This is a genomic window from Pseudomonas sp. 8BK (assembly GCF_902506475.1).
GTDB lineage: Bacteria > Pseudomonadota > Gammaproteobacteria > Pseudomonadales > Pseudomonadaceae > Aquipseudomonas > Aquipseudomonas anguilliseptica.
Map to the genome: position 1 here is coordinate 425544 of NZ_LR733252.1, position 12724 is coordinate 438267.

10 protein-coding genes and 1 pseudogene are annotated in these 12724 nt (G+C 57.4%); 7 read left to right on the forward strand and 4 right to left on the reverse strand.

Annotated features, from left to right (window positions below; all coding sequences use genetic code 11):
- Positions 1 to 72 precede the first annotated feature (72 nt).
- Complete coding sequence (locus tag ACIN8IBEIGE_RS01895; RefSeq protein ID WP_160013168.1) at positions 73 to 1785, forward strand: PglL family O-oligosaccharyltransferase; 1713 nt, start codon at positions 73 to 75, stop codon at positions 1783 to 1785.
- A gap of 29 nt (positions 1786 to 1814) precedes the next feature.
- On the opposite strand, the gene nadC is transcribed toward ACIN8IBEIGE_RS01895, so the two are convergent.
- On the reverse strand, positions 1815 to 2663 hold the full coding sequence (nadC, locus tag ACIN8IBEIGE_RS01900) for a carboxylating nicotinate-nucleotide diphosphorylase (protein WP_160013169.1): 849 nt from the start codon (positions 2661 to 2663) through the stop codon (positions 1815 to 1817).
- Between the two features lie 364 nt (positions 2664 to 3027).
- On the opposite strand from nadC, the gene ACIN8IBEIGE_RS01905 reads away from it, so the two are divergent.
- The 3 genes from ACIN8IBEIGE_RS01905 to ampE all read left to right on the forward strand — a co-directional run bounded on the left by ACIN8IBEIGE_RS01905 (position 3028) and on the right by ampE (position 7040).
- Positions 3028 to 5343 (forward strand): DUF1631 domain-containing protein, encoded by a 2316-nt coding sequence (locus tag ACIN8IBEIGE_RS01905; protein WP_160013170.1) that lies wholly within the window; start codon positions 3028 to 3030, stop codon positions 5341 to 5343.
- Between the two features lie 300 nt (positions 5344 to 5643).
- Positions 5644 to 6207, forward strand: coding sequence for a 1,6-anhydro-N-acetylmuramyl-L-alanine amidase AmpD (gene ampD, locus ACIN8IBEIGE_RS01910; RefSeq protein WP_160013171.1), 564 nt, complete (start codon positions 5644 to 5646; stop codon positions 6205 to 6207).
- Complete coding sequence (gene ampE, locus ACIN8IBEIGE_RS01915) at positions 6204 to 7040, forward strand: regulatory signaling modulator protein AmpE (protein WP_160013172.1); 837 nt, start codon at positions 6204 to 6206, stop codon at positions 7038 to 7040. Before ampD ends, ampE begins: the two co-directional genes overlap by 4 nt.
- Here ampE and ACIN8IBEIGE_RS01920 read toward each other — a convergent pair.
- Positions 7033 to 7935 carry an ROK family protein gene (locus ACIN8IBEIGE_RS01920; protein ID WP_160013173.1) on the reverse strand — a complete coding sequence of 301 codons (903 nt, stop codon included), beginning with the start codon at positions 7933 to 7935 and terminating at the stop codon, positions 7033 to 7035. The genes ampE and ACIN8IBEIGE_RS01920 overlap by 8 nt on opposite strands.
- Positions 7936 to 9123: 1188 nt before the next feature.
- Between ACIN8IBEIGE_RS01920 and ACIN8IBEIGE_RS21095 the strand changes: the two are divergent.
- Positions 9124 to 9327 (forward strand): annotated as a pseudogene (locus ACIN8IBEIGE_RS21095) (HAMP domain-containing protein); the annotation flags it as partial.
- 153 nt (positions 9328 to 9480) lie between these two features.
- Positions 9481 to 10185 carry a methyl-accepting chemotaxis protein gene (locus ACIN8IBEIGE_RS21100; RefSeq protein ID WP_372240000.1) on the forward strand — a complete coding sequence of 235 codons (705 nt, stop codon included), beginning with the start codon at positions 9481 to 9483 and terminating at the stop codon, positions 10183 to 10185.
- Positions 10186 to 10246: 61 nt separating this feature from the next.
- On the opposite strand, the gene ACIN8IBEIGE_RS01930 is transcribed toward ACIN8IBEIGE_RS21100, so the two are convergent.
- A complete protein-coding gene (locus ACIN8IBEIGE_RS01930) occupies positions 10247 to 11038 on the reverse strand; it encodes a TatD family hydrolase (protein WP_160013175.1) in 792 nt (263 codons plus the stop codon).
- Positions 11039 to 11048: 10 nt separating this feature from the next.
- Complete coding sequence (locus ACIN8IBEIGE_RS01935; RefSeq protein ID WP_160013176.1) at positions 11049 to 11366, reverse strand: hypothetical protein; 318 nt, start codon at positions 11364 to 11366, stop codon at positions 11049 to 11051.
- 129 nt (positions 11367 to 11495) lie between these two features.
- Here ACIN8IBEIGE_RS01935 and ACIN8IBEIGE_RS01940 point away from each other — a divergent pair, with 129 nt between their 5' ends.
- A complete protein-coding gene (locus ACIN8IBEIGE_RS01940) occupies positions 11496 to 12713 on the forward strand; it encodes a hypothetical protein (protein ID WP_160013177.1) in 1218 nt (405 codons plus the stop codon).
- Positions 12714 to 12724: the final 11 nt, after the last annotated feature.

Genomic DNA, 12724 nt, shown 5'->3' on the forward strand with positions numbered 1-12724 from the left:
TGTTTTTAAGAAAGGAGGCGAAAGCCTCCTTTTTTATTGTGGCGGGGTATGTGCTTTTTTGGTGAGGGTTTTATGTTTTATAGGGTGCATCTGGGGCTGTTTTTTTTAATTGTTTTCTCTGTTGCGGCGTTTTCTTTGTCATATGTGCTGCCGAACCACTATTTCCCTTGGGTTGTTGCCTATCAAGAGTTTCTTTCTTTTTTAGGGGCTATTCTTTTAGTATTGATATATCTGTTGTGTGTGAGGGGTGTGTTCGTTGCTCATTCGGTTTTATTTTTCTTTTTCCTAGCGCTTGTACCGCTCTTTCAGCTTGCGATGGGTGTGATTTATTTTTCCGGTGATGCATGGGTGGCGGCTGTTTATATAGCTTCTTTTTCCTTGATGCTTCAGGTGGGGTATGGTTTCGGGCGAGAGCCGATGCTACGTATGCCGATGATTAATCTGGTTGCGGCTGTTTTTTTGTGTTCTGGAGTATTGTCTGTCTGGATAGCGCTGCGGCAGTGGCTTTTGCTGTCGGGTAGTATTTGGGTTGTTGATTTGCCAAGCGGAACTCGCCCATTTGCCAATATGGCCCAGCCTAATAATTTTTCGACGCTGTTATGTTTGGCAGTGGTTGCGACTATTTATTTTTATGAAAAATATATTATTGGCCGCTTTTCGGCTTCGGTATTGGCCGTTTTTCTGGTTTTTGGAATTGCCCTTGCCCAGTCAAGAACTCCGTGGGTAGGGTGTATCGCTATTTTTGTTTTCTGGGCGTGGAAGGTGCGTGTCTATAGTGCACGCTTGTCTCTACGCTCTCTTTTTGCATGGTTGGTATTATATTGGGCGTGTGTGGCTATGCTACCACTCCTTGCCGAGTCGCTATATTTGTTTAGCCTGGATCCGCTAGAGCGTGCACGCTCTTTGGAGCGTTGGGCTCTGTGGTATCAGCTTTGGCAGGCTGTGTTAGGTGGTCCTGTATGGGGTTATGGGTGGAATCAAGTGAGCATTGCGCAGGTCGCTATTTCGTTGGATTACCCCGTTCCGATTATGGTTGAGCATAGTCATAATTTCTTGTTGGATTTGTTGCTGTGGAACGGACCTCTGTTGGGCGGGGTGGTTATTCTGTGTCTCTCTTTTTGGTTGATGCGCCTAGGGTGGCGCGCTAGGAGTGCGGAGAGTTTGTTCTGCCTGTTAGCCTCTGGTTTAATACTGGTTCATGGGCTTTTAGAGTTTCCGCTTGAATATGCTTTTTTTCTATTGCCTTTAGGGTTGATGCTTGGCGCCGTCGAGGGAGAGCAATTTCCTCAGTCTAAACTTGCTCTTCCAAAAATATTGCTTGGTGGGGTGGTATTGTTTTCTATAGGTCTATTCGGGTGGGTGTGGAATGAGTACCGTACTGTCGAGGAAGACCATCGTTTAATGCGGTTCGAAACTTCAGGGATAGGGTCTTTAAAGGCAAATCAGCCTGCTCCGAATGTGGTTGTGCTGACTCAACTGCAAGAGCTTCTACGGTTTATCCGAACATATGCAAGAGCGGGGATGAGCGCTGAGGAGTTGGCTTGGATGCGTAAAGTTGCACATCGCTATCCATATCCGTCCAGCGTGTTTCGCTATTCATTAGCGCTTGGGCTAAACGGTCAGCTGGAAGCTGCCTGCGAGCAGCTGAGGGTTTTACGAGCGTTACATGGTGACAAGCATTATGACGAAGGCATGCGGGCCTTGCAGCAGGTCAGTGTTGAATATCCTCAGTTAGAGCCCTTGTTGCAGGTAATGGCCACTGAGAACTCTCTGCAATGCAACTAAAGGCTATCTCATTCTATTATTTTGAATAGCTATAGGCTGAGTCGCATTGACAAATCCACAGCCTTAACATCCTTAGTCAGCGTGCCAATCGACACATAGTCCACTCCGGTTTCGGCAATCGCCTGTAAGGTGCTTTCATTTACCCCGCCCGAGGCTTCCAGCTTGGCTTGCCCTTGGGTGAGGGTTACTGCTTCGCGCATCTCATCCAAATCCAGCTCATCAAGCATGATGATGTCGGCCCCTGCGCCCAATGCCTCGCGTAGTTCCTCCAAGTTTTCCACCTCAACTTCCACCGGCTTGCCAGGTGCGATTTTGTGGGCTGCCGCTACGGCTTGGGCGATGCCGCCGCAGGCGGCGATATGGTTTTCCTTTATCAGGAAGGCATCGTAGAGGCCGATACGGTGGTTGTGGCAGCCGCCCTGGGTCACAGCGTATTTCTGGGCTAGGCGCAGGCCAGGGAGGGTTTTGCGGGTGTCGAGCAGTTTGACGGCGGTGCCTTCCACCAGGTCGGCATAGTACTGGCAGCGGGTGGCGACAGCGGAGAGTGTCTGCAGAAAGTTCAGCGCACTGCGTTCGCCGCTTAGCAGTGCGCGCGCGGGGCCCTCCAGTTCAAGCAGTACGTGATTGGGTTCGGCGCGCTGGCCGTCTTGGACATGCCAGTGTACGGCCACCCGTGGGTCGAGTTGGCGAAATACTGCGTCGACCCATGCGGTGCCGCAGATGACTGCGGACTCGCGGGTAATGACCTTGGCGTGCGCCAGGCGCTCGGCGGGGATCAGTTGGGCGGTGATGTCGCCGCTGCCGATATCCTCTGTCAGTGCGCGGCGCACGTTGGCCTCGATTTCGTTGGCGAGGTCGGCGAGGATAAGGTTAGGCATGATGAGCTCCAGTCAGCAGAATGCGCCGATTATAGGGATTGATGGCTGTTTGCGCAGTGTTTGCAGCTGCTCTCTGGCAGCTGTAAGGCTATGCTGATGAAGGTTCTTCGTTAGCTGCGTGCAGCTGCAACGCATAACGTGTTGCGTTGGTCGTATGCAGGTAACCGTTGGGAAGCTGTGGTGCTGCATCTGTGACGCGGGTCATGTCTGAAGGAAAAGTCCGCTTGGTATGCGCGCGCGCATCCCTATAATGGCTTTACATTTTAGAATTGTTGACGCCAGGCCTTTGACGTTACGGATGACGCTCAGTTGATCGCTGTGCAGATCGGTTCGCCCAAGAGGGGCAGTCTGCAGGAGACTCGCAATGAAGACTGATGCGAATGTGATTCACCTGAGCAAGGTGGTCCCTGAGCAATCGCCCACTTCGCCGGTAGGAAGACTGCCTGTGGCGCTGACAAATGTGCGTGACAAAGCGGCGCAACAGCTGAAAACGGCGTTGCAGGCGCTGTTCGACAATGCGGACGATACGCTGTTCGAGATGGCCGACCGTGCCACTAGCAATGCCGAGCAGAACGCTTTTTTTGAGGCGATGCGCGATCTGCGTTTGAAGCGCAAGAATATCGAGCGTGGTTTTCTGCAGAAGGTCTTCGAGGCTTTCGCCACCCTGAATCAATATGAAATCGGCAAGCCTGCGCCTTTGGATGCGGTGTCGTTCGATACCCTGTCGCTGGTGCAGAACGACGCGCTGGAAGAGTCGGTTGCTCTGGACTCCATGGTGGCCAAGGTTGTCAGCCGTGACGGTGCTGCGCTCAGCCACCTGACTACGCGTTTTAACGCCATGGTCAGCAAAAAACTGGACGACAAGAGCAATCCCATCGGGCCGACCAGTCTGTGCGAATTCTTTCTTGACGCCTGCAGCAGCTTGGGCGTCGAGATCCGGGTCAAGCTGATCATCCTTAAACTGTTCGAAAAGTACGTACTCAGTGACCTCGATCAGCTGTATGCCGATGCTAACCAGGCGTTGATCGCAGCAGGAGTTTTACCTGAGCTTAAATCTGCACCAGCGCGGCGTAACCCTTCGCGTGCCAGTGCATCGGTTGCTGGTGCTCGCCAGGACGCATCACCGGAACTCTCGGCTGAATTTGCCGATGAGGGTGTGCAGGAAGTCTTCGGCGCGCTGCAGGAGCTGCTCTCCCAAGCGCGTGGCACCGTGATCCCGCGGCGCAACCGCCCGGCTGATGCCATGCCGATCTCCAGTAATGACCTGATGCGCCTGCTTTCGCATATGCAGCAGCGTGCGCCTGCGCAGGTCAGTGATGATTTTGATCTGCGTGAGCAGTTGGAAGGCTTACTGACTCGTGCCAGTGCTAAAGCCGGTAAGGCGCGGGTGGTCGGTGAGGTTGATGAGGACGTTATCAACCTGGTGTCGATGTTGTTTGAATTTATCCTCGACGACCGCACCTTGCCGGATTCACTCAAGGCGCTGATTGGCCGCTTGCAGATTCCGATGCTGAAAGTGGCGGTGATCGACAAGACCTTCTTCAGCCGTGGCAGCCATCCGGCTCGCCGCTTGCTCAATGAAATCGCCTCAGCCGCCTTGGGTTGGGGCGAGCAGGACGATGCGCAGCGCGACAGCTTGTATCAGAAGATCGAGCAGGTGGTGCAACGCCTGCTCAATGACTTTGTTGATGATCCGGTGATCTTCTCCGAGCTGCTGGCCGAGTTCCTGGCCTTCACCGGCGATGAGCGCCGCCGCAGCGAGCTGCTTGAGCAGCGCACCCGCGATGCCGAGGAGGGCAGTGCTAAGGCTGCATTGGCACGCCGTGAAGTCGAACAGGCGCTGAATGAGCGCTTGCTCGGCAAGACCCTGCCAGAAGTGGTGGTGCGTCTGTTGCAGGAGGCCTGGAGCAAGGTGCTGATGCTGACCTGTCTGAAGCACGGCGTTGAGTCGGCGGAGTGGCAGGCCGCGTTGGCGACCATGGATGATCTGGTATGGAGTGTTGAGCTTCACGAAGAGCCGGAAGCGCGTATGCGTCTGCTGGAGATGGTGCCAGGGCTGCTTAAAGCGCTGCGTGAAGGCATGGCCAGCGCGGCCTTTGATCCGTTCTCCACAGGTGAATTCTTCAGCCAGCTGGAAGCCTTGCATGTGCAGGCCTTCCAGCGCTTCAAGCGCAGCCTGCCGGAAGAAAATCCGCAAGATGATGCACCTGCACTTGTTGAAATCGATGAAGCGCAGCGCGCGGCTTTAGCCGAGGCTGGTATCGAGTTGCCATTGCTGGAACTTCCGGCTGCGGAAGCGGTTGAAGAGCCGGCGATGGTCGAGGTGGTTGAAGAAATCATTCTGCTGGCACCTGGCGAGCTGCGTGCCGCCGAGCCGGAGGCCAGCTTGCCGGACGACGATGAGTCGCTGCTGCAGGTCGATAACCTGCGGGTCGGCAGCTGGGTCGAGTTTCAGGAAGATGAAGAGCACAAGCTGCGTTGCAAGCTGGCGGCAGTGATCAAGCCGACTGGCAAGTACATCTTCGTCAACCGTACCGGTATGAAGGTGCTGGAGAAAACCCGCATGGGCTTGGCCGTGGAGTTCCGCCGCGGCGCGATTCGCCTACTCGATGATGCGCTGCTGTTCGATCGGGCGCTGGAGTCGGTGATCGGCAACCTGCGCAAACTCAAGGGCGCTTGATCGCCTGTAATTGATGCGTTACCACAACGCCGCCGGGGTATTGCCCAGGCGGCGTTTTTGCTTCTGCGTATTCGCCCTTGGCCTTGAGCAAGTTCTGTACTAGCAGGCCGTTGAGAGGCGTAGGCGAGATAGTCGAGGCTAGGCGCTACACCAGTAACAGCCTTTTGCTGGTCAAAACGGCGAAAAGTGGAGTTTGTGAGCTGTAAATGAGCATTTTTGGCCAGTTTTTAGCGACACATCGGTAACGTAGGTAGTTTTTCAGCAGCCTGCTAGAGTGGTGGCTCGTTTAAGGAGTCTTTCATGCAGCTGGATCCTTCCAGTGGCTGGTGCGATGGTATCCAGCACTGCCCGTCGCCGAACTTCAATCAGAGGCCGCTGGGCGAAGTTTCTCTGTTGGTTATCCATAACATCAGCCTGCCGCCCGGGCAGTTCGGCACGGGCAAGGTGCAGGCATTTTTTCAGAATTGTCTGGATGCCGATGAGCACCCTTATTTCGCCAGTATTGCCAGTCTGCAGGTGTCTGCACATTTCTTTATTGAGCGTGATGGCGCCGTTACGCAGTTCGTCTCCTGTAACGAGCGCGCCTGGCATGCCGGGGTGTCGCGGTTTGCCGAACGGGAAAACTGTAATGATTTTTCCTTAGGTATTGAGCTTGAAGGTACGGATGATCTGCCGTTCACTGCTGCGCAGTATGCGGCGCTGATTGAGCTGATCCGGCAGCTGCAGATGGCTTATCCGGCCATCACTCTGGAGCGCATCTGTGGCCATAGCGATATCGCCCCGGGTCGCAAGACCGACCCTGGCCCGGCATTCGATTGGCAACGTGTGCGCATGGCATTGCAGCAAGACAAGGAGCTGACATGAATTTTCTGGTGCTATTGCTGGTGCTGTGGGTCGAGAAGTTCTCGTCCTGGCGTAAGCCCATTCAACACGATGGCCCCTGGCTGCGCTTGCTGGCTGCGACTGAGAGCAAGCCGCAGTGGGCTGAGCGGCCCTGGCTGGCGTTGGCGTTGTTGGTACTGCTGCCACTTTTGGCGCTGGGGCTGATTCTGCTGGTGTTGGAGCCTGTGGCCTATGGTTGGCTGGCGTTGCCGGTGCATCTGTTGGTGGTGATTTACAGCCTGGGCCGCGGTGATTTACTGGCGGCATTGGGGCCGTTTCGCGATAGCTGGCGCCGTGAGGACGCCGAGGCCGCGTATCTGGTGGCGCGGCGTGATCTGGCGCTGGAGGCGGACGAAGAGGGCGAGTTGCTGCAGCGCGTACAGGGGCATCTGGTGTGGCAGGCCTACCAGAGTTTCTTTGCGGTGATCTTCTGGTATGCGTTGCTGGGGCCTTTGGCGGCCCTGGCCTATCGACTGGTCGCTCTGGCCGGCGAACATGCCACTTTGCCAGCCTTGCGTGAAGTTGCCGTACAGGTGCGTCATGGCTTCGACTGGCTACCGGTGCGTGTGCTGGCCGCCAGTTTTGCCCTGGTAGGTAACTTCGCCGGCGTCAGTCGCAGCTTGTTGCATGAGCTGCTCAGTTGGGATATCAGCGCGGCGCAGTTGGCGATCATTACTGCACGGGCTGCTGGGGAAACGCCGGAGCCAGTGATTGGCGAGCTCGGTGTCAGCAGTCTGGACGGACTGTGGCAGCTGTTGGTACGCGCGGCGGTGTTCTGGTATGCGGTGTTCGCCGTATGGACTTTGGTTATATAAGGTCATCGTTCCACAGCCAGGCCGCGCCGCGTACACCGCTGGAGTCGCCGTGCTTGGCCTGTAACAGGCGCGTGTTGACCTGATCGGAAAACACATAACGCGGCAACAGGGGCACTACCTGGGGGTAGAGGGCCGTGCAGTTGGACATACCGCCTCCCAGCACGATCACATGCGGATCAATCAGGTTGATCACCGACGCTAGGCCGCGCGCCAGTTGGTCGCAGTAGCGGGTGACGGCCTGCCGTGCGGCTGGATCGCCGGCCTCTGCGGCGCTTACCTGGGCGCTTGCGTCGAGGCCAAGATTGCTGCGCGCCGCCCAACCAGGGCCGCTGAGAAAGGTTTCGATGCAGTCATCCTGGCCGCAATAACAACGTCGGCTCGGGCCATCCTCAATACGTCGCCAGGGCAGCGGGTTGTGCCCCCATTCGCCGGCAATCGCATTCGGCCCGCTAAGCAGTTGCTGGCGCACGACCAGCCCGCCACCGACGCCTGTGCCGAGAATAACCCCGAAAACACTCAGGGCCCCTTCGCCTGCACCATCGCAGGCTTCCGAGAGAGCAAAGCAGTCGGCGTCATTGGCCAGGCGCACTGGCCGCTGTAGCCGTTGCTCAAGATCGGCCTGCAGATCCTCGCCAATCAGGCACTGCGAGTTGGCATTCTTGATCCGCCCGTGGTCGGGGGAGCGGGTGCCGGGGATGCCGACACCGACGCTGCCACGGCTGCTCAGTTCGCGCTCGCAATCTTCAACTAAGCTGGCAATCAGGGCGACGGTTTTCGGGTAATCGCCCTGCGGCGTTGGGGCTCGGCGGCGCAAGATTTGCTGGCCGTTTTCCAGTGCGATTATTTCGACTTTGCTGCCACCCAGATCAATGCCGAGCTTCAGTGGTGTGCGCATCATTAACCTTAAGTTACAGAGGTTGGGGTCGATAAGAGGTATACATGGCGCCATGCTCGATCGTTATTTTGTGATATTTGTCACGCTAATCTGCCCGTATTTACCCCGTTGATGCAAATGCCGCAGGTCGAGCAGCAAGGGACATACAAGCCGCCGTTTGAGATTCTGCACGGCCGTTTTGTAACCTTGCACGACAATAATTAGAACTGGAGACGTCCTGTGAAGACCGTGTTGTATCCGGCCATCGCGCTAATGAATCGCCTCAGCTTCGGCATGAAGTTCAGTCTGATCAGTGTGCTGTTCTTTCTGCCCATGCTGGTCACCAACTTCTATCTGGTGCGTGACTCCTATCGGCAGTTTGTCAGCACCCAGGCGGCTCTCGAAAGCATTGATCTGCTCGGTGAAAGTCTGACGCTGCGGCGCAATCTTGAAGACTTCGTCGACCTTATCGAGGTCAATGCGATGATCGGTCAGTCCGGTCAGGCGGGTGATCTTGAAGCGCGTCTGGTCAAGCTGCAAGGCGGCATCAGCGAGGCGCTGCAGGGCATGGCAGCAGTAGTGCGCGAGCCTGAGCAGATCGAGGAATTCAACAGCAAGCGCGATCAGTTGATTGCCGAGCTGGGCGTGGTGCAGGCCGAAACTTCGCTGCAGGGCAAGATTGCTCTGGCGGAAAAACTGCTGGGCAGCTCTCAGGTGTTTATCAAGCTGGTCGCCGCGCAAGCGGGCTTGAGCCAGGACCGCCAGGGCTCCGTACGACAGATGATCGAACTGGTCACCGTGGACACGCCCAAGGTTACCGCAGTGCTGAGCGAGGGGCGTGCGGTAGGCGCCTACTCCCTGGCTCAGGGTTTTCTCAATTCGTCGGCCAGCACCACGTTTGACGAGCTGCTGCTGGAACTGGAAAAGCTGCATGCCGAGTACGGCTTGAACCTGCAGGCATCACTCAACAGCAGCGCGCAGGCCCGCACAGAGCTCGCCAGCCAAGCCGCGAGCAGCCTGGAAACCTTGAAAAGCACTGCTGTGCTGTTTGAAGACAAGGTGGTAATCGCCGATTCGCTGGATACGCCCTGGGCGCAGTTCTACGCAGATATCAGCGGCGCCATGGAGCAGACCTATCAGCTCAATGATGCGGTGCTGGTATTCCTCGACAAGCAGCTGCAGGTGCGCCTGGAGGGAAATCGTACACAGATGGTATTGCTGGTAGCGGCCCTGCTGGTGGTGTTCCTGCTGATCGTCTACCTGTACGGCGGCTTCTACGTGTCGATCCGCACCACCCTGAAAAAACTCGGCCAGGTGATGAATCAGGTGGCCGCTGGTGATATGACCGTCAGCTTCAAGGCGCAGAGCCAGGATGAGTTGGGCGAGCTAGGCCAGGTGTTCAATGAGACGGTGAGCAAGATCCACCAGTTGATTGAGCGCGTGGGCCAGACCGTGGTTGAGGTTGAGCGCCAGGCGGACCGCGTGCAGCAGGTCTCCGGTGAAAGTAACCAGGCGGTTGCCGGTCAGCGTGGACAGATCGACCTGATCGCCACCGCAATGAATCAGATGTCTGCCACTGCCCAGGAAGTGGCGCACAGCGCGGCCGCGGCAGTAGGTAGTGCGCAGAGTGTGAATGATGAAACGGTCAGCGGTCGCGCGCTGGTCGAGTCCCAGGTGGGCAGCATTCAACGCCTGGCTGGAGAAATCGATCAGTCGGTAGCGGTGATCAACAAGCTGGCCAGCGATAGCGCTTCGATCAGCCAGGTGCTGGACGTGATCAAGGGTATTGCCGAACAGACCAATCTGCTCGCGCTCAACGCAGCCATCGAAGCGGCGCGGGCCGGCGAACAGGGGCGCGGCTTTGCCGTGGTGGCCGATGAGGTGCGTAACCTAGCTAAGCGCACGCAGCAGTCCACCGAAGAAATCGAGTCGATGATCGCCAAGCTGCAAAACGGTGTTGGCGCGGCGGTCAAGGCGATGAACGCCAGCCACCAGATGGCCGACACTACGGTTAATGAATCGGGCAAGGTGCAGCAGGCGCTGGAGAACATCCTGGGGGCGGTGGGCATGATCGTCGATCAGAACCAGCAGATCGCCACTGCCGCCGAAGAGCAAACTGCCGTTGCGCAGGATATCGACCAGAACATCGTCGAGATCAGCCAGGCCGGTGAACGTACCGCCGAAGGGGCCAGCCAGACCGAACAGGCCAGCCGCGAGTTGTCCGGGCTGGTGGCACGCTTGAAGCAGCTGATCGGTGCGTTCCGCGTCTGATCAGCAACCTGTCAGGAAAAAGCCCGCCATCTTGGCGGGCTTTTTATTCGCAATGCTTGGCTCAGCCAGTCGGTGTATCCCAGCCAAACAACTCGGCTGCGTTGCGGCTGCTGGTGCTGGCCAGTTCATCCGCGCTGATACCGCGTAGTTCGGCCAGGGTTGTGCAGATGTCCGGCAGATATTCCGGGCTATTACGTTGGTTGGGGTGCATGGCGGGCGCCATGTCGGGCGAGTCGGTTTCCAGCACGATGGCCTCCAGCGGCAGTTGCGCCACCACCTTGCGCAGCCGCAGCGCCTGCGGCCAGGTCGGTGCACCGCCCAGGCCGAGTTTGAAACCGAGCTTGAGGTATTCGCGGGCTTCTTCAGTGCTGCCGGCAAAGGCATGGATGATGCCGCCACGTGGTGGCTTGAGGCGTTTTAGCGTGGCGATGGTCGCCGCATGGGCGCGGCGTACATGCAGCAGGGCTGGTAGTTTGAACTCTATGGCCAATTTGAGCTGCGCCTCGAACAGCTGCTGCTGCCGCTCGCGATCCAGCTGTTCGAGAAAGTAGTCCAGGCCAAACTCGCCCACGGCACAGAGCTTGGGGTGGCCAGCGCAGCGTGTCAGCCAATCGTGCAGCTGGCTCAGGTGCTCAGGGCGATGTTCATCCAGGTAAACCGGGTGCAGGCCGAAGGCGGCGTGCAGGCAATCTTCGGTCTGTACCAGATCCCATACCCGCTGCCAGTTGACCTGATGTACACCCAGCACCACCAGGTGCTCGACGCCAAGATCGCGGCAGCGGGCCAGCAGCTCGCTGCGATCGGCATCGAAGTCGGGGAAGTCAAGGTGGGTGTGGGTGTCGATCAGGCGCATGGCATCAGGGCTAGCACCGGTTGCTGGAGAGGTTCAGTCGATGCGCTTCTTCGTCACTCACACATTTGCTGTCGGAGCCTTGCACGATACGTGGTGATTTATCGCTAATGCTGCTGGTGAAGCTGTCGGCAAAGCGTTGTGCTTTGATCTGATCGTCAAATTGTCGCGCCGAGCTTTGGTTCGACGTGTAGCTGCCATTACTGGCTGCAAAGCATTGCGAATAGCCCTCGCAAGTCAATTCCACGTACCAATAAGATTGGCGGATTTCTACGCCGGCGAGGCTGTGTGTGGCGAGCAGGCAGAGGAGGGTGAAGATCGGTGTGCGCATAACGTTACTCCCTGTAAGTTAGGGCACTAGCCTAAGCCAGCAGAGTGGTTCAGGGAAGCAAACAGCGCTTGCTTGGCCTTGCTCAGGGTTGCAGCATGCGGCTGCATCGAATCACGCGGGTTGCTGCACATGATGTTTAGCCTCAACAACATGCTGCTGGTGGGTGCAGCGTTACTGTTAGCCTACCTGCTCTTTCAGCCACGCCTGATGGCCGCGCCAGGATGGCGCGCAACCGTAACGCCGTTAGCGTCGATTATCGGCTCTGGCTTCCTGGTGGCTGGGCCGATTCTCGCGCATGCCGTTGGCCCTTTGGCCTGCTTGGCGATGTTGGCTTTATGCGGCTTGAGCTACTGGTTTGGTGCGGCCATTCGTTACAACATTCGTTATGTTGAGCCAAGCCTGGCTGACCATCCTCCGCGCTATCTGGTTGGCTTGGAGCGGATTTCTGAGCTGGCATTGGCGCTGGCGTATTTTGTTTCAGTGGCCTACTACCTCAATCTCTTCGCTGCGTTTGGTATGCGCCTGGGCGATGTAGTTGACCCTATGTGGACGCGGGTAGTGGCCACCATCGTGATCGCCAGTATTGGCCTGCTCGGTGCGATGCGCGGCTTGGCCGGGCTGGAGCGGCTAGAGGTGATGGTGGTGGCCTTGAAGCTGGCGCTGATCGGCGGGCTGGTGGTGATGCTGGCGCAGGTTAATCTGTCGGCGCTGCTGGACGGCTCGCTCGGCTGGGCAGGGCAAGCGCACCTGCAAGGTATGCAGCAGCTCGAAGTGTTGCTGGGGCTGGTAATTCTGGTGCAGGGTTTTGAAACCTCGCGCTATCTCGGCAGCCAATACGACGCCACTACTCGTATTCGCAGCATGCGTTGGGCGCAGTGGATCGCCTGCGCAATCTATCTGGCGTTCTTGTTGTTGATTACCAACTTGTTCAACGGGCAGTTGCCACCCGAGGGCGGTGAGACGGCGATCATCGACTTGCTGCGGCCGCTTGGGCTGCTGGTTGCGCCACTACTGATTCTCACCGCGCTGGCGTCTCAGTTATCCGCTGCGGTCGCCGATATGAATGGTGCTGGCGGGCTGCTGGCGGAGTCATCGAAACGGCGTTTGCCGGTACGCGTCGGTAATCTGATCACTGCCTTGGTGGCAATTGCGATCACCTGGACGGCAAATATCTACGAGATCATCACCTATGCCTCGAAGATGTTTGTCATCTATTACGGCTTGCAAGCATCGCAGGCAGCATTGGCAGCATGGCGACGTGGCCAGCGTTGGCACTCGGCGGGGTTTGCGGCGGGGGTGTTGGTGGCGCTGGCGATTATTGTGTTAGCCAAGCCGGTGGCTGCTTAGTCAGGAGCAGC

What these genes read in the sequence shown, in the direction of transcription:
- ACIN8IBEIGE_RS01940 (WP_160013177.1), top strand. Translation starts at nt 11,496, where the DNA reads ATGATGTTTAGCCTCAACAACATGCTGCTGGTGGGTGCAGCGTTACTG.
- nadC (WP_160013169.1), bottom strand. Translation starts at nt 2,663, where the DNA reads ATGCCTAACCTTATCCTCGCCGACCTCGCCAACGAAATCGAGGCCAAC.
- ampD (WP_160013171.1), top strand. Translation starts at nt 5,644, where the DNA reads ATGCAGCTGGATCCTTCCAGTGGCTGGTGCGATGGTATCCAGCACTGC.
- ACIN8IBEIGE_RS01930 (WP_160013175.1), bottom strand. Translation starts at nt 11,038, where the DNA reads ATGCGCCTGATCGACACCCACACCCACCTTGACTTCCCCGACTTCGAT.
- ACIN8IBEIGE_RS01920 (WP_160013173.1), bottom strand. Translation starts at nt 7,935, where the DNA reads ATGCGCACACCACTGAAGCTCGGCATTGATCTGGGTGGCAGCAAAGTC.
- ACIN8IBEIGE_RS01905 (WP_160013170.1), top strand. Translation starts at nt 3,028, where the DNA reads ATGAAGACTGATGCGAATGTGATTCACCTGAGCAAGGTGGTCCCTGAG.
- ampE (WP_160013172.1), top strand. Translation starts at nt 6,204, where the DNA reads ATGAATTTTCTGGTGCTATTGCTGGTGCTGTGGGTCGAGAAGTTCTCG.
- ACIN8IBEIGE_RS21100 (WP_372240000.1), top strand. Translation starts at nt 9,481, where the DNA reads ATGTCTGCCACTGCCCAGGAAGTGGCGCACAGCGCGGCCGCGGCAGTA.
- ACIN8IBEIGE_RS01935 (WP_160013176.1), bottom strand. Translation starts at nt 11,366, where the DNA reads ATGCGCACACCGATCTTCACCCTCCTCTGCCTGCTCGCCACACACAGC.
- ACIN8IBEIGE_RS01895 (WP_160013168.1), top strand. Translation starts at nt 73, where the DNA reads ATGTTTTATAGGGTGCATCTGGGGCTGTTTTTTTTAATTGTTTTCTCT.